The organism is Xanthobacter autotrophicus ATCC 700552 (assembly GCF_043194565.1).
In the GTDB taxonomy this organism is placed as follows: domain Bacteria; phylum Pseudomonadota; class Alphaproteobacteria; order Rhizobiales; family Xanthobacteraceae; genus Xanthobacter; species Xanthobacter autotrophicus_F.
The window spans coordinates 270,157-290,054 of the sequence record NZ_JBAFVS010000005.1 but is presented as its reverse complement, the minus strand read 5'-3'; the positions used below and the strand labels follow the sequence as shown (position 1 = coordinate 290,054).

Here is a 19,898-nt window from a genome sequence, read left to right as displayed (position 1 = left end):
ATACGCACCGGTGCCCACGCCGCGCGAGCATGCTTTGCTGTCGATGAGCATGCGAGCCGCATAAGATGGCACCGGCGTAAGGAGGGACGTTCATGCTCCATCGCACCGATGGCGGGGCCACGGCCCCCGCGCCCGTGCCCGAGCTTCTCGAGAACAGCGTGGCTGAGTTCGGCGACCGCGCCGCGCTCAGCTTTTTCGGCCGCAAATGGACCTATGCCCAGCTCGGCAAGCTGGTGAACCAGGTGGCGGCCGGGCTCCAGGCGCAGGGCGTGCACAAGGGCACGAAAGTGGGCCTGTGCCTGCCCAACACGCCTTATTCGGTCATCTTCTTCTTCGCCATCATGAAGGCCGGCGGCACGGTGGTGAACTTCAGCCCGCTCTATGTGGAGCGGGAACTGCGGCACCAGATCCGCGATTCCGGCACGACCATCATGGTGGTGCCGGACCTGAAGCTGATCCATTCGCGCGTCGCCGCGGTGGCGCAGGAAGCGGGCCTGAAGACTATCGTCGTCTGCCCCATGTCCGGCATCCTGCCCTTTCCCAAGGGGCTGCTCTTCAACCTGTTCAAGCGCAAGGAGAAGGCCGAGTTCAGTCTCGGCGACGGCCTGCACCTGGCCTATGGCGTGCTGCTGCGCCATGGCGACCGGCCGCACCCGGTGGAGGTGGACGTCGAGAACGACGTGGCGGTGCTGCAATATACCGGCGGCACCACCGGCGTACCCAAGGGGGCCATGCTCACCCATGCCAACATCTCCGCCAATGCGGAGCAGGTGATCACCCACGCGGATTGCCGGCGCATCGGGGTAAAAAGGGTGCTGGGCGTGCTGCCGCTGTTCCATGTCTTTGCCATGCAGACGGTGATGCTGATTCCCATCTGCCTCGGCGCCGAGATCATCCTGGTGCCGCGCTTCCAGCTGTCCGACCTGCTCGACCGCATCGAGCGGGAGAAGCCCACCATGTTCCCGGGCGTGCCCACCATCTATGCCGCCATCAACGGCGTGGCGGATATCGACAAACGCGACCTGAAGTCCCTCACCCTGTGCATCTCCGGCGGCGCGCCGCTGCCGGCGGAGGTGCGCGAGCGCTTCGAACACCTCACCGGCTGCAAGCTGGTGGAGGGCTATGGCCTCAGCGAGACTTCGCCGGTGGTGACTGCCAACCAGCCCCTCGGTGGGGCGAAGGACGGGTCGGTGGGCACGGCCCTGCCGCAGACGGTGATCGAGATTCGCGACCTTGCAGACGTGCGGCGCATCGTCCCCCAAGGCCAGAAGGGGGAAGTCTGCGTGCGCGGCCCGCAGGTGATGAAGGGCTACTACAATCGCCCGGACGAGACCGCCTCCGCTTTCATCGACGGCGCCCTGCGTACCGGCGATGTGGGCTACCTGGACGAGGATGGCTTCCTCTTCCTGGTGGACCGCATCAAGGATGTGATCCTGTGCGGCGGCTTCAATGTCTATCCGCGGGCCATCGAGGAGGCGCTTTACCTGCATCCGGCGGTGGCGGAAGCGGTGGCCATCGGGGTCCCCGACGCCTATCGCGGCCAGGCCCCGAAAGCCTTCGTCACCCTGCGCGCCGATGCCGAGGCGACCCCTGAGCAACTGATGGATTTCCTCACGGCGCAGATCTCCAAGATCGAGATGCCGAAGGCGGTGGAGATTCGCGACAGCCTGCCGAAAAGCGTGGTGGGCAAGCTCTCCAAGAAAGAGCTGGTGGAGGAAGAGCGCCAGCGCGCGCAAGGGCAGGGCGGGGACGGCGCCTCTGCATAATACCATCGGCCCTTGTCTTCGAGCGAAGCCAAGCGGGCAACGCTCGAACGCCTCCGGTCGGCGCCTGTCGGCGGCGACCGGAACGCCCCGGGACCAATGGGGGACCGTGTTCCGGCTTGCATGACCGGACAGTACGCCCGCAGTTACCTCTGCCCACACATTCCTCCGCCCACACATTCCTCCGCCCACACTTGCCTCTGCCCACACTTGCCTCAGCAAGCCGGCTCGCGTATATGGCCGGCCATCCCGCACGCGGACATCAGGCCCTACTGGCCATCCGGTGCCCTCTCCCTTTCGGGGGTGGGGGTACGTCCGCGGAGGCTCAACCGGAGAATACCGAAATGGCGCTTCCCGATTATTCGATGCGCCAGCTGCTTGAAGCTGGCGTGCATTTTGGACATCAGTCCCACCGCTGGAACCCCAAGATGGCTCCGTTCATCTTCGGCGTCCGCAACAACATCCACATCATCGACCTGTCGCAGACCGTGCCCGCGCTGCATCGCGCGCTGCAGGCCGTCTCCGACACGGTGGCCCAGGGCGGCCGCGTGCTGTTCGTCGGCACCAAGCGCCAGGCCCAGGAGCAGGTGGCCGACGCCGCCCGCCGCTCGGCCCAGTATTATGTGAACTCCCGCTGGCTCGGCGGCATGCTCACCAACTGGAAGACCATCTCCAACTCCATCGCCCGGCTGAAGAAGCTGGAGGAGATGCTGTCCGGTCCCGAGCAGGGCTCCGGCTACACCAAGAAGGAGCGCCTGACCCTGTCCCGTGAAAAGGACAAGCTGGACAAGGCGCTCGGCGGCATCCGCGACATGGGCGGCCTGCCCGACCTGCTGTTCGTCATCGACACGAACAAGGAAGACATCGCCGTGAAGGAGGCCCAGCGCCTCGGCATCCCGGTGGCGGCCATCCTCGACACCAATTGCGATCCGGACGGCATCGCCTTCCCGGTCCCCGGCAATGACGACGCCGGCCGCGCCATCCAGCTCTATTGCGAGCTGGTTGCCCGCGCCGCCATCGACGGCATCGGCCGCGGCCACTCCGATCTCGGCTTCGACACCGGCGCCGAAGAGGCCCCGCTGGTGGAAGACCTGCCGGTGGAACCCAGCGCCTGGTCGACCTTCGAGCCCCTGTCGGGTCCGCGCGGCGTTGCCGACGACCTGAAGAAGCTGACCGGCGTCAGCCCCGAGATCGAGCAGAAGCTCAACGATCTCGGCGTGTTCCACTTCGGCCAGGTGGCCGGGCTCGACGCGATCGACGCCCACCGCATCGGCGAGGAAGTGGGACTGCCCGGCCGCGTGGACGGCTGGGTGGCCCAGGCCAAGGAATTGTCTGCCGAGGTCGAGTGACCTTGTCGCAGATCTGATAGCGAATCGAGAGTAATGGGGCGCCTGGGGCGCCCCCACGGCCGGCTCGGGCACCTCCCTGGCCGGCCGTGGCGCGAGAAGAAGGGATTTTTGACATGGCTGCGATCACCGCCGGGCTGGTGAAGGAACTGCGCGACAAGACCGGCGCAGGCATGATGGATTGCAAGTCCGCGCTCACCGAGACGAACGGCGACATCGAGGCCGCCATTGACTGGCTGCGCAAGAAGGGCCTGGCCAAGGCCGCCAAGAAGGCCGGCCGCGTGGCCGCCGAGGGCCTGGTGGCGGTGGAATCCTCCGGCCACTACGCTGCCGCCGTGGAAGTGAATGCGGAAACCGATTTCGTCGCCCGCAACCCCGATTTCCAGGCGTTCGTGCGCGAAGTGGCCAAGGTCGCCCTGAACACCGACGGCACCATGGAAGCAGTGGCCGCCGCCAAGTTCCCCGGCGAGAGCGTCACCGTCGCCGAGCGCCTCACCGCGCTCATCGCCACCATCGGCGAGAACATGACGCTGCGCCGCTCCGCCAAGCTGTCCGTGTCGGCCGGCGTCATCGCCAGCTACGTGCACGGCGCGGTGGTGGAAGGCCAGGGCCGCATCGGCGTGCTGGTGGCGCTCGAATCCACCGGCGACGTGGAGAAGCTCTCCACCCTCGGCCGGCAGATCGCCATGCACATCGCGGCGCTGAACCCGCTGGCGCTGGATGCGTCGGGCATCTCCGAGGAGACCATCGCCCGCGAGAAGGCCATCCTGCTCGAGAAGCACCAGGGCAAGCCCGCCAACGTGCAGGACAAGATCGCCGAAAGCGGCATCAAGAGCTTCTTCAAGGAGGTCACCCTCCTCGATCAGGCCTTCGTGCACGACGGCTCCAAGTCCGTTTCCCAGGTGCTGAAGGAGGCCGAGGGCCAGGTCGGCGCGCCGCTCAAGCTCACCGGCTTCGTGCGCTTCGCCCTGGGCGAGGGCATCGAGAAGGAAGAGACCGATTTCGCGGCCGAGGTGGCTGCCGCCGCGGGCCAGTCCTGATCAGCTTTCCGTTCTGACGAGAGCGATTCCAGCAGAAGTGCGAAGCAGTTTTGCGTCCGGAATTGCGATGAAACAAAGGGTTGGAGCATGTTTGGCGAACCGGTGTTTGCCGAACATGCTCTCGAGTCTTGTGCTAACGCGTTTTCTTCACGCGAGCCGGTAACCGCTTCGCGCGAAAACGCTCTCAATGGCAAGGGGGCTCTCATGACCGTTTCCACGGCGGACGATTCGGACTTCCCGGAGCCTCCGGCGCCGTTCGCGGCACCGGGCCTCCCCTATCCCCGCATCCTGGTGAAGGTCTCCGGCGAAGCCCTGATGGGCTCGGAGCCTTTCGGCCTCCACCCGCCCACCGTGGCCCGCATCGCCCGTGATCTCGTCGCGGCCCGTGCGTTCGGCTGCGAGGTAGCGGTGGTGGTGGGTGGCGGCAACATCCTGCGCGGCGCCCGGGTGGCCGGCGAGGACCTCGACCGCGCCACCGCCGACCACATGGGCATGCTGGCCACCGTCATGAACGGTCTCGCGCTTGAGGCGGCCATTGAGGCGGCGGGCGCACCGGCCCGCACCCTGTCGGCGATTCCCATGCCCACCGTCTGCGAGCCCTATGCCCGCCAGCCGGCGCGGCGGCACCTGCGGCGCGGGCGCATCGTCGTGCTCACCGGCGGCACCGGCAATCCGTATTTCACCACGGATACCGGCGCGGTCCTGCGCGCCGCCGAGCTGGATTGCGACGCGGTGCTCAAGGCCACCAACGTGGACGGCGTCTACACCGCCGACCCGAAGAAGGATCCGACCGCCACGCGCTACGACCGCATCACCCATGACGAGGCGCTGGCCCGCGACCTCAAGGTGATGGATGCGGCCGCCTTCGCCCTTGCCCGCGAGGCGGCGTTGCCGATAATCGTGTTCGATATTCGTGAGCCGGGCGCCATCGCCACGGCCGCGAAGGGGGAAGGCCGGGTGACGGTCGTCGCCCCCTGAGCATGCAGTGCGCGGGGCGGCTCCGCTTCCGCGCACCATCGGGCAAAAGGAGCGCGGGCAAAAGGAGCGCGGGCAAAGGTCCGCGAACTTGAGACCGCGAACTTGAGACCGCGAACGGGCCGCGGTCGCTGGCTGGGATCTGGGGTTGGGGTTTAGGCTGGGATCGTAGGCCGGGCTTGTGCCGTCGGGGCCGGACGGTCGGGGGCAGCGGCTTTCGCCGTCCCTTTGACCGGCCGCATCTTCGACGGGCGCCGTGCACCGCACCTGCGCGCTGCCATCAAGAAGCCTTACCATCCTGTCATCCGCGCCGGCGCCAGTCTTTTGCCCGGAGCCCCGCATCCTGACGCGGGGTTCGTCCATTGGCATGGAAACCGAAACGTTTCCATGCCAATGGACGAACCCCGACCACAGACGACAGAGGTTAGCCATGACCACCGGGACCTTCGACATGTCCGATCTCAAGCGCCGCATGCAGGGCGCTGTCGGCGTGCTCAGGGACGAATTGGGCGGGCTGCGCACCGGGCGCGCCTCCGCCAGCCTGCTCGACCCCATCACCGTCGAGGCCTACGGCGCGCGCATGCCGCTGAACCAGGTCGCCACCGTATCGGTGCCGGAAGCGCGCCTGCTGTCGGTGCAGGTGTGGGACCGCGCCATGGTGAACGCGGTTGAAAAGGCCATCCGCGACAGCAATCTCGGCCTCAACCCGAACACCGAGGGCCAGGTGCTGCGCCTGCGCATCCCCGAGCTCAACCAGGAGCGCCGCCAGGAACTGGTGAAGGTCGCCCACAAATATGCCGAGGCGGCCAAGGTGGCGGTGCGGCATGTGCGTCGCGACGGCATGGACCACCTCAAGAAGGTGGAAAAGGACGGCGAGATGAGTTCCGATGATCTCGACCGCCTGTCCAAGGACGTGCAGAAGGCCACCGACGAGGCCATCGCCGAGATCGACCAGACGCTCGCCCAGAAGGAAAAGGAAATCCTTTCGGTCTGAGGAGCCGCTCTTGAGCCCGGAGCAAGCCATGTCCCTACGCGCCGCTGCGGGCGAGGCCGCCGTTACCCAACGGTCGCCGGCTGTCGTCCCGGTGCATGTGGGCGTGATCATGGACGGCAACGGGCGCTGGGCCACCTCGCGCAAGCTGCCGCGGGTGGAAGGCCACCGGCGCGGGGTGGAAGCCTTGCGGCGCTGCGTGCGGGCCGCCCGCGAGGTGGGCATCCGCTTCCTCACCATCTACAGCTTCTCGTCGGAGAACTGGTCGCGGCCGGTGACCGAGGTGAGGGAGCTGATGGGGCTCCTGAAGCTGTTCCTGCGGCACGACCTCGCCGATCTGCATGCCGACAATGTGCGGGTGAAGGTGATCGGCGAGCGGGACAATCTCGCCCCCGATATCCGCCAGCTGCTGGTGGATGCCGAGGCGTTGACCTGCAACAACACCGGCCTCACCCTGGTGGTGGCGTTCAATTACGGCTCGCGGCAGGAGATTGCGGCGGCGGTCTCGCGCATCGCGGCGGATGTCGCCGCCGGCCGGGTGCGACCCGAGGACGTGGACGTGGACATGATCTCCCAGCGGCTCGAAACCGCCGGCATCCCCGATCCCGACCTCATCGTGCGCACCTCCGGCGAGCAGCGGCTGTCCAACTTCCTGCTCTGGCAGGCGGCCTATTCGGAGTTCGTCTTCCTGCCCATCTACTGGCCCGACTTCGACAAGGCGGCCCTGCTCTCGGCCATCGACGAATATGCCCGGCGGGAACGGCGGTTCGGCGGCACCACCAAGTGTCCCGGGCCCTGATGCCCGTGAATTTCGGTGCCGATCTCAAGCATCGCACGCTCTCCGCGCTCGTCCTCGTGCCGGTTGTGCTCCTGGCTGCCTATCTGGGCGGCATCCCCTTCGCCATCCTGTGGGTGCTGGCCGGGGGCGCCATTCTCTATGAATGGGCCACCCTGGCGCGGCTGGACAACCGGCCGCTCTATCTCGGCATCGGCGGGCTGGCGCTGATCGGCGGCGGGGTCCTCGCGGTGCTTGAGATGCCGGGCCATGTCTTCAGCGCCGTTGCCCTCGGGGCGGCGGCCTGCGCGCTGGCAGTGCCGCGCCAGAGTGCATGGGCCATGACCGGCGTGATCGTCGCCGGGAGCGCGGCCCTGCCGGTGGTGATTCTGCGCGGCGAGACGCCGTTGGGCCTGATCGCCGTGCTGTTCCTGTGCGCGGTGGTGTGGGCGACCGACATCTTCGCCTATTTCACCGGCCGCGCGCTGGGCGGGCCCAAGCTGTGGCCGCGGGTTTCCCCCAACAAGACCTGGTCGGGGGCCATCGGCGGCACCCTCGCGGGCATGGCGGCGGGCGTGCTGGTGGCGGCGATCCCCGGCGGAGCCGCCCTGCTGCCGGTGGCCGGCCTCGCGCTGGGGCTCAGCATTGTCAGCCAGGCCGGCGACCTTGCCGAATCCGCGCTCAAGCGGCTGTTCGGCGTGAAGGATGCGAGTCGCCTTATTCCCGGCCATGGCGGGCTGCTCGACCGGCTCGACGGATTCGCCGCGGCATCCCTTGCCGCCGTCGTGGTGGCGCTCCTGCGCAGCATGAGCGATCCGGCAGCCGGGCTGCTCTTGTGGTAGGACCTCAGTCATGAAGCGCCTTTCCATCCTCGGGGCCACCGGCTCCATCGGGCACAGCGTCCGGACCCTCCTCGCCGATGCGCCCGGCCTCTATGAGGTGGAAGCGGTGGCTGGCGGGCGGGATGTGCCGGCGCTGGCCGAGACCGCCCGTGCGCTCGGCGCGCGCTTCGCCGCCATCGCCGATCCCGCGGCAGGCAAGGCGCTCGCCGATGCGCTGGCCGGCTCCGGCATCGCCAGCGGCGCCGGGCCCTCGGCCCTGATCGAGGCGGCCCAGCGCGACGCGGACGTGGTGGTGAGCGCCATCGTCGGCGTGGCGGGCCTCGCGCCCACGGTGGCGGCCTTCGCGCCGGGGCGGCGCATCGCCTTGGCCAACAAGGAATGCCTGGTGGCTGCCGGCGCCTTCTTCATGGCCGAGGCGGCACGGCAGGGCACCGAGATCCTGCCGGTGGACAGCGAGCACAACGCCATTTTCCAGGCGCTGGAGGCCGGCCCACGCAGGGCGGTGGAGAAGATCACGCTGACGGCCTCCGGCGGCCCATTCCGGCTCAAGAGCCGGGAGGAGATCGCGCGGGCGGTGCCGAAGGACGCCCTGAAGCACCCCAACTGGTCCATGGGCGCCAAGATCACCATCGATTCGGCCACGCTGATGAACAAGGGCCTCGAACTGATCGAGGCCCTGCACCTGTTCGGCCTGCCGCCCGAGCGGCTCGATGCGGTGGTGCATCCCGAGTCGGTGATCCACGGGCTGGTCTCGTTCGTGGACGGCTCGGTCATCGCCGGGCTCGCCATGCCCGACATGTGCGTGCCCATCGCCCATTGCCTGGCCTTCCCGGATCGAATCGCCACCTCCTGCCGCCGTCTGGACCTCGTGGCCCTGGGCCGCCTCACCTTCGAGGCGCCGGACGAGGCCCGGTTCCCCGCGCTGGCGCTCGCCCGCGCCGCCATGGCCACCGACGGGGTGGCCGCAACCATCCTCAATGCCGCCAACGAGGTGGCGGTGGCGGCCTATCTCGAAGGACGGATTGGCTTTTACGGAATCACCGATACCGTCGCCGCGACGTTGGACCGCATCAATGGCGGGCCGGCTCCGGCCAGCGTTGCCGACGCGATGGAGGCGGATGCACAGGCGCGTCGCGCCGCTGCCGTGCTCTTGCCCAAATTTTCCGCAAAGGCATCTTAGAAGCAGTTTGTCGCCTCACGGGCGGCAGCGTGGGTCATGTCCGTTGCGGCGGACAGGGTGTTCAAGCCGGTTGGCCCGGCGGCATCTGGTCGGCGAGGGCGCGGGACTTCCCCCGTGCCGGGCGCCGTCCGCGGGAAAAGAGGTTCTGATAATGGATGTGCTTTCCGGTCTCGGCGCGCACCTGGGCAGTCTCTCGTCCTCGCTTCTCGGCTATATCGTTCCATTTCTGTTTGTTTTGACGCTTGTGGTGTTCTTCCACGAGCTCGGCCATTTCTGGGTGGCGCGACGCGCCGGGGTGAAGGTGCTCACCTTTTCCCTCGGATTCGGGCCGGAGATCGCCGGATTCAACGACAAGCACGGCACCCGCTGGCGCCTCGCCGCGGTACCGCTGGGCGGCTATGTGCGCTTCTTCGGTGACGAGGACGCCGCTTCCACGCCGAACCAGGAGCGCCTCGCGCAGATGACGCCAGCCGAGCGACGGGAGAGCTTTTTCTTCCAGCCGGTGGCCTGGCGGGCCGCCATCGTGGCTGCCGGGCCGATCGCCAACTTCCTCCTCGCCATCGTCATCTTCGCCTTCGTCTTCATGGTGTTCGGCAAGCAGGTGACGGCCCCGCGGGTGGATCAGGTCAACCCCGGCAGCGTGGCGGAGAGCGCCGGCTTCAAGCCCGGCGACCTGGTGCTGGAGATCGACGGCGCCAAGGTGGAGAGCTTCTCCGACATGCAGCGCATCGTCGGCAGCCGCGCGGGGGAGGGGCTCGCCTTCACCATCGAGCGCGGCGACCGGCAGCTCACCCTGACCGCCGTGCCCGAGCTGAAGGAGGTGAAGGACCCCTTCGGCAATGTGCACCGCACCGGCTTGCTCGGCATCTCCCGTTCCCTTGCGGCAGGTGACGTGACCACCCACCGCTACGGTCCCATCGAGGCCGTCGGCATGGGTGTTCAGGAAACCTGGTTCGTGGTGACCCGCACTTTCAGCTATCTGGGCGGCCTGATCGCTGGCCGCGAGTCGGCGGACCAACTGGGCGGGCCCATCCGCATCGCCCAGGTATCGGGGCAGGTTGCGACTTTTGGTATCGGGGCACTCCTGTCTCTGGCAGCAGTGCTGTCCGTTTCTATCGGACTGCTTAACCTCTTTCCCATCCCGCTGTTGGATGGCGGCCACCTTCTGTTCTACGCTTTCGAGGCCATCCGTGGGCGTCCGCTGAGCGCGCGCACACAGGACATCGGCTTCCGCATCGGCCTCGCCCTGGTGCTGATGCTGATGATCTTCGCGACGTGGAACGACGTGTTGCATATTGCTGCAATGTAAAGGTTTTTGATTTGCCGCACCGGGGTCGTGGCGGGAACGCAACGGTCTCCCGGAAAAGGCAGGCTCGAGGGGCGGCGCGGTTTGCACCGCAGGTAAAAGCCTGTACAAGCGGCAATGCAGGGTGAGAATCCGTCATTGCCCTTCAAGGGCTTCGGGCGGTTTCGAGAACAACGAAATTTCAAGGTTGCGCACCATATGACTGCTCCACTCCGGGTCTTGAGAAATCTGGCCGCCGCCTTCGGGCTCGCCGCGTGCATCGCGGGTGCTTCGGTGGCCGGTTCCCTCATCGTGGCAAGTCCTGCCGCTGCGCAGTCGAGCTCCATCGTCGTCGAGGGCAACCGCCGCGTCGATGCCGAGACGATCCGTTCCTATTTCGGGCCGGGCCCCTATACCGCGGGCAAGGTCGATGAGGCCTGGAAGGCGCTGTACGCCACCGGCCTGTTCTCCGACGTGCAGGTGTCCCAGTCCGGCGGCCGCATCATCGTGCGCGTGTCCGAGAACGAGGTGATCAACCGCGTCGTGTTCGAGGGCAACCGTAAGCTCAAGGACGAGGTGCTGGAGGGTGAGATCCAGTCGAAGCCCCGTGGCACCCTTTCCAAGGCCACGGTCCAGGCGGATACCCAGCGCATCATTGAGGTTTATCGTCGGTCCGGCCGCAGCGGCGTGCGCGTCAACCCGGTGACCATCGATCGCGGCAATGGTCGTGTGGACCTGGTGTTCGAGGTCACCGAGGGTGACAAGACCGGCATCAAGGATATCAAGTTCGTCGGCAACAAGGCGTTCTCGGACTGGAAGCTGAAGGATGTGATTTCCACGACCGCCACCAATTGGCTGTCGTTCCTGAAGTCCACCGACGTGTATGATCCGGACCGGGTGAACTCGGACCAGGAATTGCTGCGCCGCTTCTACCTGAAGAACGGCTATGCCGACTTCCGCATCATCGGTGCCTCTGCCGAGATGGATCCTGCCGGCGGCGGCTACACCATCACTTTCACCCTGGACGAGGGCGAGCAGTATCGCTTCGGCAAGGTGGATGTGGTCTCCAACATCCGCGACGTCTCCGGTGAGTCCCTGCGCCGTTCCGTGCGCGCCACCGAGGGGCAGGTCTACAACGCGGAGCTGGTCGAGAAGTCGGTGGAGAACCTGACCATCGAGGTGTCGAAGAGCGGCTACGCCTTCGCCCAGGTGCGTCCGCGCGGCGATCGCGACTTCGAGGCCAAGCGCATCAACGTGGTGTTCGTGGTCGAGGAAGGCCCGCGGGTCTACATCGAGCGCATCGAGGTGCGCGGCAACACCCGCACCCGGGACTTCGTGGTGCGCCGCGAGTTCGATATCGGCGAGGGCGATGCCTACAATCGCGTGCTCGTCGATCGCGCCGAGCGTCGCCTGCGCAACCTCGGCTACTTCAAGACCGTCAAGATCACCACCGAGCCGGGCTCTGCCCCCGACCGCGTGATCCTGGTGGTGGACGTGGAAGACCAGCCCACGGGTGAGTTCGCCATCTCCGGCGGCTACTCCACCGCGGACGGCGTCATCGCCGAGGTCTCGCTGGGCGAGAAGAACTTCCTCGGTCGCGGCCAGTACGTGAAGGTGTCCGGCTCTATGGGCGAGAACGCCCAGGGCGCGGAATTCTCCTTCACCGAGCCCTACTTCCTCGGCTATCGCCTGGCTGCCGGCTTCGACCTGTACTGGAAAGAGACCAGCACCACGAGCTACACGCCGTATGGCACCACCACCATCGGCGGCGGCCTGCGCTTCGGCCTGCCCATCACCGACGAGATCACGCTGGCGCTGCGCTACAACCTCTACCAGCGCGAGATCAACCTGTGTAACGACTACGCTGTCGGCACCTATTATTACGATTACTGCGCGAGCACGACATCGTGGGCGATCCGCGATGCGGCAGCCCAGGGCGCCACGATCACCTCGGCGATCGGCTATACTTTGTCCTTCAACGGTCTCGACAACAACCTGAACCCCACCCAGGGTCTCTATGCCGAGCTCAAGCAGGACTTCGCCGGCCTGGGCGGTGACGTGAACTTCATCCGCACCACCGGCGACATCCGGCACTACACGCCGCTCTGGTTTGACTCGGTGCTCATCCTGCGCACGCAGGCCGGCTATGTGAGCTCTTGGGGCAATGACGAACTGGATGTGCTCGACAACTTCTATATGGGTCCCAACCTGGTGCGCGGCTTCGCCCCGTCCGGCATTGGTCCGAGGGATAATGCACCCTGTGCTGCGTCCAACGCCAGTTCGCCCATTGGCTACAGCTGCACCAGTGATGAGCTGAATGCGCTGGGTGGCACCACCTATTGGGGTGTCTCTGCGGAAATCCAGTTCCCCTTCGCCTTCCTGCCCAAGGATATCGGCATGAAGGGCGCGATCTTCGCCGATGCCGGTTCGCTGTTCGACTATGGTGGACCGACCAACTTCCCGAAGGTGCCGAACTACGATGGCAACAACATCTTCTACGGGACGCCCAATCAGGTGACTTGTCCGGCTGGTTCTAAGAACCAGTTCCAGACCGCCAACGTCTGCGTGTACGACGACAACGCGGTTCGCTCCTCTGTCGGCGCCAGTCTGATCTGGCAGTCGCCCTTCGGACCGCTGCGCTTCGACTATGCGTGGGTGCTGTCGCAGGCGACCTACGACCGGACCCAGGCGTTCCGCTTCTCCGGCGGCACGCGCTTCTGATCCTGATCCTGCAAGGCGGGCGCCGGAGGGTGGTGGCTTTGGCCCCAACCTCCGGCGCCCGCCGCGTTCTAGAGCAATTCCAGCAAAAGTGTGCAGCCATTTTTCGCCTGGAGTTGCGTCAAAACAAAGAGATAGAGCAATCCGGTGAATGTGACTTCACCCGATAGCTTTAAGCGCCCGGGCCGGTTTTCCCCATGAGCCATGACGTCTTCTTCCCGCTGCCGGCGCCCCTCACCCTTGCGGAGGTGGCAGCCCTCAGCGGGGCGCGCCTGGCGGTTGCCGATGAGGCGCAGGCTGCCGAATTGGGCGCGCGAACCATCAAGGGGGTCGGCACCCTGGAAACGGCGGGTCCGGACGAACTCGCCTTCTGCGACACCGTCCAGTTCGCCGAGAAGCTCGGATCCGTGCGCGCCGGCGCGGTCATCACCTCGGAGCGGTTTGCCGCGAAGGCCCCCCCCGGCCTGACGCTGCTTATTGCGCCGCGTCCCGCAGCAGCCTTTCTCGCCGTGACGCGCACGCTCTTCCCGGCCGCACTCAAGCCGCTGTCCATCTTCGGACAGGACGGAATTTCGCCGGGCGCGCAGGTGCATCCCAAGGCCCGGCTGGAGGATGGCGTTACGGTTGATCCCGGAGCGGTGATCGGACCCGGCGCGGAAATTGGCTCCGGCACCATCGTGTGCGCGGGCGCCATCATCGGGCCGCAGGTCCGCATCGGCCGAAACTGCGCCATCGGTCCCGGCGCCAGCGTCATCCATGCCTTCCTCGGCAACGGCGTGATCATCCATGGCGGCGCGCGCATCGGTTCGGACGGCTTCGGCTACCAGCCGAGCCCCAAGGGCCATGTGAAGGTGCCGCAGATCGGCCGGGTGGTGATTCAGGACGATGTGGAAATCGGCGCCAACACCACCATTGACCGCGGCGCCCTGACCGATACGGTCATCGGCGAAGGCACCAAGATCGACAATCTGGTGCAGATCGCCCACAACGTGGTGACCGGTCGGCACTGCATCATCGTGTCCCAGACCGGAATTTCGGGGTCCACCACCCTCGGGGATTTCGTGATGCTGGGCGGCCAGGTGGGCGTGGTGGGCCACGCAACCATCGGGACCGGTGCGCAGATTGCCGCGTCGAGCAACGTGAAGGGCGACGTGCCGCCCGGCGTGCGCTGGGGCGGGTCGCCGGCCAAGCCCGTCCGCGAATGGTTCCGCGAGGTGACGACCCTGAAGCGCCTCGCCGCGGCCAGCGCCCGGCGGGACGGCAATGACGGGGAAGGGGAAGGATCGGGGGAATGAACGATACCACGCCCGCCGCGGATAGTGCGGCGCCGAAGGTGCTCGCCAGCGCCGACATCCTCAAGGTACTCACCTGCCTGCCCCATCGCTATCCGTTCCTGATGGTGGATCGGGTCGAGCAGATCGACGGCGACCTCTCCTGCATTGGCATCAAGAATGTGACGGCCAACGAGCCGCACTTTCAGGGCCATTTCCCCGGCAACCCGGTGATGCCCGGGGTCCTCATCATCGAGGGCATGGCGCAGACCGCAGGCGTCGTCTGTGTGCTCGGCAAGGACAGCGAGAAGCCCTCTCTGGTCTATTTCATGACCATCGACGAGGCGAAGTTCCGCCGCCCGGTCGTGCCGGGCGACGTGCTCGAATATCACATGACGCGCATCTCCCGCCGCCGCAATATGTGGTGGTATCGAGGTGAGGCCAAGGTGCGCGGCGAGATTGTTGCGCAGGCCAAGGTGGGCGCCATGATCATGGAGAACAGCTAGTGGCGAAGATCGACCCCACCGCACGGGTGGAAAACCCGGCGGGTCTTGCGGATGATGTGGAGATCGGCCCCTATACAGTTCTCGGTCCGGATGTGGTGCTCGGGGAGGGGGTCAAGCTCCTCGCCCATGTGAACATCCAGGGCGCCACCACCATCGGCGCGCGCACGACGGTCTTTCCTTTCGCGTCCCTCGGTACCGCGCCCCAGTCGGTCCATTACAAGGGCGAACGCACCGAGCTGTTTGTCGGCTCCGACTGCATTATCCGCGAGCATGCCACCGCCAGCACCGGCACGGCGGGCGGCGGCGGGGTCACCCGTATCGGCAACGGCGTGATGATGATGACGGGTTCCCATGTGGGCCACGACTGCATGGTGGGCGACAGCGTCATCTTCGCCAACAATGCGGTTCTGGGCGGCCACGTGAGCGTGGGCGAGTTCACCTTTCTGGGTGGGCAGTGCGCGGTGCACCAGTTCACCCGCATCGGCGCCCAGTGCATGATTTCCGGCCTCACCGGCGTGCGCGAGGATGTCATCCCCTTCGGCAATGTGCTCGGCCAGGCGGGCAAGCTGGTCGGCCTCAACGTCATCGGCATGAAGCGTCGCGGCTTCTCCAAGTCGGATCTGCATGCGGCGCGGGCGGTCTATCGCGACCTCTTCTTCGGCGAGGGCACGTTCGAGGCCCGGCTCGATGCCGTGCGTGAAAAGTCGGAGACCTCGGCTTTCGCCGCGGCCGTGGTCAGCTTCATCGACGCCGACCGCAAGCGGCCGATCTGCCAGCCCTCCCGGGGCGTCATCAAGGAGGAGTGAGGCGTGAGCCTTCCAGGGCAGAACGGGCAGGGTCCGACGCCCGGCCCGCGCACCCTGAAGGCCGCAGGCCCAGATGCCGGGGGTCCGGACGGGGTGGGCCGGAGGCCCGCCGGCAGGGGGCCGGTGGGCATCGTCGCCGGCGGCGGCGCGTTTCCGGCGGCGGTTGCCGAGGCGGTCATCGCGCAGGGCCGTGAGGTGCTGCTTCTGCTCATCCGCGGTTTTGCCGATCCGGCGCTGGAGCGCTATCCGCACCTGTGGTTCCGCCTGGGTTCGCTGGGCTCGGTCACGGCCGCGACCAGGGCGCGGGGCGTACGCGACGTGGTGATGGTGGGTGCGCTCACCCGGCCGCGCGTCTCCGATCTCGGCTTCGACTGGACCATGCTGCGCCTGTTGCCGCGCATCGCCCGGCTGTTTCGCGGCGGCGACAATCATCTGCTATCCGGCGTGCTCGAACTGGTGGCCGAACAGGGCTTCAACCTCGTGGGAGCGCACGAGGTTGCCCCCGGCCTGCTGCTGCCACAAGGCGTGCTCGGTGCGCGGGTTCCCTCGGCCCAGGACCGGCAGGACATGGCCCGCGGGCTTGATGTCATCCGCACCCTCGGGCCGTTCGACGTGGGGCAGGGGGTGATCGTGGTGGATGGCTTCGTCGTCGCCGTGGAGGCGGCGGAAGGCACCGACCAGATGCTTGCGCGCTACGGCGAGATGCGCCGCACCGGCCGCCTGCGCTTTCACGCGGGGCGCGGGGTGCTGGTGAAGGCCCCCAAGCCGGGGCAGGACCGGCGGGTAGACCTGCCCTCCCTCGGTCCCGCCACCGTCGCCCGCGCGGCCGAGGCGGGGCTCGCGGGCATCGCCTTCGAGGCGGGCGGCGCCATCGTGCCGGATGTCGAAGCGTTGGTGGCGGGTGCCGATGCCGCCGGCCTGTTCATTTTCGGCATGGGCCGGAGCAGCGAGACGTGAGCGGGCAATCATGAGCGAACACGGGGAGAAGGCGCTCCGCGTCTTCGTGGTCGCGGGCGAGGAATCCGGCGACCAGCTCGGCGGGGCGCTGATGGAGGCGCTCCACGCCGCGGCACCGGGCGTCGCCTTTCGCGGCGTGGGCGGCCGGCGCATGGAAGCGGCGGGTCTCGCGAGCCTCTTCCCCATGGAGGACATCACCGCCATCGGCCTCACCGCGGTGCTTGGCAAGCTGCCCGCCATCCTGCGGCGGCTTCGGGAAACCGTGGCCGCGGTGCTTGCCGAGCCGCCGGATGTGCTGGTGCTGGTGGATGCGCCGGATTTCACCCACCGCGTCGCCGCGCGGGTGCGGGCGGAAAATCCCGACATTCCCATCGTGAAATATGTGTCCCCCACCGTGTGGATCTGGCGGCCGGGACGGGCGGCGGCCATGCGGCCGCATGTGGATGCGCTGCTGGCGCTCCTGCCCTTCGAGCCGGAGGTGCATCGCCGCCTCGGCGGGCCGGCCACCTTCTATGTGGGCCATCCCCTGCTGGAGCGGCTGGCCGAGTTGCGCCCCTCCGAGGCGGACGCTCGGCGCCGCAGCGAACAACCGCCCCTGGTGCTGGTGCTCCCCGGAAGCCGGCGGCGGGAGATCGTCCGGCTGGGGGCGGATTTCGGCGCCGCGCTGGCGCGGGTGGGGCAGACGCGGCCCATGGACCTCGTGCTTCCCACCTTGCCGCGCCTTGAACCGCTGGTGCGCGAGACCATCGCCTCCTGGCCGCTGAAGCCGCGCATCGTCACCACGGACGGCGAGAAATATGCCGCCTTCCGCAGCGCGCGCGCCGCGCTTGCGGCTTCGGGAACGGTCACGCTGGAACTGGCGCTGGCGGGCATTCCCCATGTGGCAGCCTATCGTGTGGGATGGATCGAGGCCCAGATCGCCCGGCGCGTGCTGCAGGGCACCACCGTCATCCTCGCCAATCTGGTGGCGGGGGAAGATGTGGTGCCGGAATTCCTGCAGGAATATCTGACCGTGCCGGTGCTGGCCGACGCCCTCGAGCGGGTCATCGGTGACACGCCCGAGCGGGCGCGGCAGGAAGCGACCTTCGCCCGGTTCGATGCCATTTTCGGGATCACCGGGCCGAGCCCAAGCGCGCGGGCGGCCGAGGTGGTCCTGCGCCTCGCCCGCGGCGGGCGTCCCGGCGCGCTGCCACCGGCCTGAAAAGGCCATCTCCGCCTGCGCGCATTCCAAAGACTGGTACATAAACGAAAAGCGCGGCCCGGGGGCCGCGCTTTCCTGTTTCGATCGGCCGTGATGATCGGCCTCTGGATCATTTACGCCTGAACAATCACTTGCGCTTGGACATGGCGATATAATCGCGCTGGGCGGCGCCGGTGTAGAGCTGACGGGGACGGCCGATGCGCTGGCCCGGATCCTCGATCATCTCCTTCCACTGGCCGATCCAGCCCACGGTGCGCGCGAGGGCGAACAGCACGGTGAACATGGTGGTGGGGAAGCCCATCGCCTTCAGGGTGATGCCCGAATAGAAGTCGATGTTCGGATAGAGCTTCTTTTCGATGAAATAGTCATCGGAGAGCGCGATGCGCTCCAGCTCCACCGCGACGTCCAGCAGCGGATCGTCCTTGATGCCGAGTTCGCCCAGCACTTCGTGGCAGGTCTGCTGCATGATCTTGGCGCGCGGGTCGTAGTTCTTGTAGACCCGGTGGCCGAAGCCCATGAGGCGGAAGGGGTCGTTCTTGTCCTTCGACCGCTTGATGTATTCCGGGATGCGGTCCACATGGCCGATCTCGGTGAGCATCTTGAGGGCCGCCTCGTTGGCGCCGCCATGGGCGGGGCCCCACAGACAGGCAATGCCGGCCGCGATGCAGGCGAAGGGATTGGCGCCGGAGGAGCCGGCGAGGCGCACCGTGGAGGTGGAGGCGTTCTGCTCGTGATCGGCGTGAAGGATAAAGATCTTATCCATCGCCTTCGCGAGAATGGGATTCACCTTATAGTCTTCACACGGAACAGCGAAGCACATGTTCAGGAAATTGGCCGTATAGTCGAGTTCGTTCTTGGGATAAACAAACGGCTGGCCGATGGAATACTTGTAGGCCATGGCCGCCAGCGTCGGCATCTTCGCAATCATGCGGATCGATGCGATCAGGCGCTGGGTGGGGTCGGAAATGTCAGTGGAGTCGTGATAGAAGGCGGAGAGCGCGCCGACGGACGCCACCATGATCGCCATGGGGTGGGCGTCGCGGCGGAAGCCCTGGAAGAAGCGCGTCATCTGCTCGTGAACCATCGTGTGACGGGTCACGGACAGGTCGAACTCGGCCTTCTGGGCCGCGGTCGGCAGTTCGCCGTAAAGCAGGAGATAGCAGGTCTCGAGAAAATCGCCGTTTTCCGCGAGCTGCTCGATGGGGTAGCCGCGATAGAGCAGCACGCCCTCATCACCATCGATATAGGTGATCTTGCTTTCACACGAAGCGGTGGAGGTAAAGCCGGGGTCGTAGGTGAACAGCCCGGTCTGGCCGTAGAGCTTCGAGATATCGACCACGTCGGGGCCAATGGTCCCTTCGTGGATCGGAAGGTCCCAGCTCTTCTCCCCCAAGCTCAGCTTGGCCGCTTTTGCCCCGGTATTGGTGGTGGCGTCCATGGATCCCTCATCCTTTGGGCGGACAAGAACCGGAAATCCACGCTGGCCGGAGGTGGCAATCCGGTTCCCCGAGTGGCAAGTCCGTCCCCGCTCTGGCGTCTTCGCGAATGCGAAGTTGCCGTGAAGCAGTCCTAAACCCTCCCCATTCCTGCCGCAAGCGTGACCATGCTTCATTGCCGGGCAGTCCGGCGAATCTCTGCAATGGCAAGGTCTTCCGGTGTGTTCACATTGAAGAAGGGGTCTTCCGGCTCATTGTCCCACCCCTCTGTTACGGCGTTCAGGGCATCCATGAGAAGCCCGACTTTCAGCCGTCCCGCCTCAAGGCTTTGCCGCAGCGCGGTGCGAGCCGATGCCGGCCAGAGGGCGATCACCGGATGGCGCTGGCCAAGCGAACCGGCGCAGACCAAGCCCCCCGTCTCCGCCTGTCGCTGCTGAAGGCGCACGGCGAGATCGGATGGCAGGAAGGGCGTGTCGGCCGGGACGGTGAGGAGGCTCGCGTCCGCATCCTCGGCGGCCAGCCGTTCCAGGCCCGCCAGCACGCCCGCCAGCGGGCCGGGATGCCCGGAGATGGTGTCGGGGACCAGTTCGCAGCCGAGGCCGGCATAGGCGTCGGCACCGCTGTTGGCGTTGATCCACAGCTGGCCCACCTGCGGCCGCAGGCGCGCAATCACATGGGCGATGAGCGGCGAGCCGCCGAGCCGCACCAGCGGCTTTTGCGGTGCGCCGTGGGCGGGGGCGTCCATCCGTCGGCCGAGGCCGCCGGCGAGGATCAGGGCATGGGGCGGGCGAAAGGGGCTCATGCCC

General features: G+C 66.8%; 17 protein-coding genes. 15 read left to right on the top strand and 2 right to left on the bottom strand.

What is annotated here, in order from left to right; translation table 11 throughout:
* Nucleotides 1-92: 92 nt before the first annotated feature.
* The 15 genes from V5F48_RS07980 (at nt 93) to lpxB (ending at nt 17,656) form a co-directional block, all read left to right on the top strand.
* Complete coding sequence (locus V5F48_RS07980; protein ID WP_394258263.1) at nt 93-1,766, top strand: long-chain-fatty-acid--CoA ligase; 1,674 nt, start codon at nt 93-95, stop codon at nt 1,764-1,766.
* Between the two features lie 341 nt (nt 1,767-2,107).
* The gene (locus V5F48_RS07975) at nt 2,108-3,112 is read left to right on the top strand and encodes a 30S ribosomal protein S2 (RefSeq protein ID WP_282639877.1); all 1,005 of its coding nucleotides are present in this window, start codon (nt 2,108-2,110) and stop codon (nt 3,110-3,112) included.
* 113 nt (nt 3,113-3,225) lie between these two features.
* Nucleotides 3,226-4,149 carry a translation elongation factor Ts gene (gene tsf / locus V5F48_RS07970; protein ID WP_394108803.1) on the top strand — a complete coding sequence of 308 codons (924 nt, stop codon included), beginning with the start codon at nt 3,226-3,228 and terminating at the stop codon, nt 4,147-4,149.
* A 204-nt stretch (nt 4,150-4,353) separates the two neighbouring features.
* On the top strand, nt 4,354-5,127 hold the full coding sequence (gene pyrH / locus V5F48_RS07965; RefSeq protein WP_282639879.1) for a UMP kinase: 774 nt from the start codon (nt 4,354-4,356) through the stop codon (nt 5,125-5,127).
* A gap of 427 nt (nt 5,128-5,554) precedes the next feature.
* A complete protein-coding gene (frr, locus tag V5F48_RS07960) occupies nt 5,555-6,118 on the top strand; it encodes a ribosome recycling factor (RefSeq protein WP_394108801.1) in 564 nt (187 codons plus the stop codon).
* Nucleotides 6,119-6,146: 28 nt separating this feature from the next.
* Nucleotides 6,147-6,914, top strand: a complete 768-nt coding sequence (locus V5F48_RS07955; protein WP_394258262.1) for an isoprenyl transferase — start codon at nt 6,147-6,149, stop codon at nt 6,912-6,914.
* Nucleotides 6,914-7,732 (top strand): phosphatidate cytidylyltransferase, encoded by an 819-nt coding sequence (locus tag V5F48_RS07950; RefSeq protein ID WP_394258261.1) that lies wholly within the window; start codon nt 6,914-6,916, stop codon nt 7,730-7,732. Before V5F48_RS07955 ends, V5F48_RS07950 begins: the two co-directional genes overlap by 1 nt.
* 10 nt (nt 7,733-7,742) lie before the next feature.
* Nucleotides 7,743-8,912 (top strand): 1-deoxy-D-xylulose-5-phosphate reductoisomerase, encoded by a 1,170-nt coding sequence (gene dxr, locus V5F48_RS07945; RefSeq protein WP_394258260.1) that lies wholly within the window; start codon nt 7,743-7,745, stop codon nt 8,910-8,912.
* A 151-nt stretch (nt 8,913-9,063) separates the two neighbouring features.
* Nucleotides 9,064-10,221: an RIP metalloprotease RseP gene (gene rseP / locus V5F48_RS07940; protein ID WP_394258259.1), complete on the top strand. Its 1,158-nt coding sequence runs from the start codon at nt 9,064-9,066 to the stop codon at nt 10,219-10,221.
* 195 nt (nt 10,222-10,416) lie between these two features.
* Nucleotides 10,417-12,918 (top strand): outer membrane protein assembly factor BamA, encoded by a 2,502-nt coding sequence (gene bamA / locus V5F48_RS07935; RefSeq protein ID WP_394258258.1) that lies wholly within the window; start codon nt 10,417-10,419, stop codon nt 12,916-12,918.
* Between the two features lie 194 nt (nt 12,919-13,112).
* Nucleotides 13,113-14,210: a UDP-3-O-(3-hydroxymyristoyl)glucosamine N-acyltransferase gene (gene lpxD, locus V5F48_RS07930; RefSeq protein WP_394108795.1), complete on the top strand. Its 1,098-nt coding sequence runs from the start codon at nt 13,113-13,115 to the stop codon at nt 14,208-14,210.
* The gene (fabZ, locus tag V5F48_RS07925; RefSeq protein ID WP_394108794.1) at nt 14,207-14,692 is read left to right on the top strand and encodes a 3-hydroxyacyl-ACP dehydratase FabZ; all 486 of its coding nucleotides are present in this window, start codon (nt 14,207-14,209) and stop codon (nt 14,690-14,692) included. Before lpxD ends, fabZ begins: the two co-directional genes overlap by 4 nt.
* Entirely contained in the window at nt 14,692-15,498 is an 807-nt protein-coding gene (gene lpxA, locus V5F48_RS07920; RefSeq protein WP_394258257.1) for an acyl-ACP--UDP-N-acetylglucosamine O-acyltransferase, read from the top strand. Before fabZ ends, lpxA begins: the two co-directional genes overlap by 1 nt.
* A 3-nt stretch (nt 15,499-15,501) precedes the next feature.
* Nucleotides 15,502-16,455 (top strand): LpxI family protein, encoded by a 954-nt coding sequence (locus tag V5F48_RS07915; protein WP_394258256.1) that lies wholly within the window; start codon nt 15,502-15,504, stop codon nt 16,453-16,455.
* A 10-nt stretch (nt 16,456-16,465) separates the two neighbouring features.
* On the top strand, nt 16,466-17,656 hold the full coding sequence (gene lpxB / locus V5F48_RS07910) for a lipid-A-disaccharide synthase (RefSeq protein ID WP_394258255.1): 1,191 nt from the start codon (nt 16,466-16,468) through the stop codon (nt 17,654-17,656).
* Between the two features lie 127 nt (nt 17,657-17,783).
* Here lpxB and gltA read toward each other — a convergent pair whose 3' ends face one another.
* On the bottom strand, nt 17,784-19,094 hold the full coding sequence (gene gltA, locus V5F48_RS07905) for a citrate synthase (RefSeq protein ID WP_282639891.1): 1,311 nt from the start codon (nt 19,092-19,094) through the stop codon (nt 17,784-17,786).
* 170 nt (nt 19,095-19,264) lie between these two features.
* Nucleotides 19,265-19,894, bottom strand: coding sequence for a molybdenum cofactor guanylyltransferase MobA (mobA, locus tag V5F48_RS07900; RefSeq protein ID WP_394258254.1), 630 nt, complete (start codon nt 19,892-19,894; stop codon nt 19,265-19,267).
* Between the last annotated feature and the right edge of the window lie 4 nt (nt 19,895-19,898).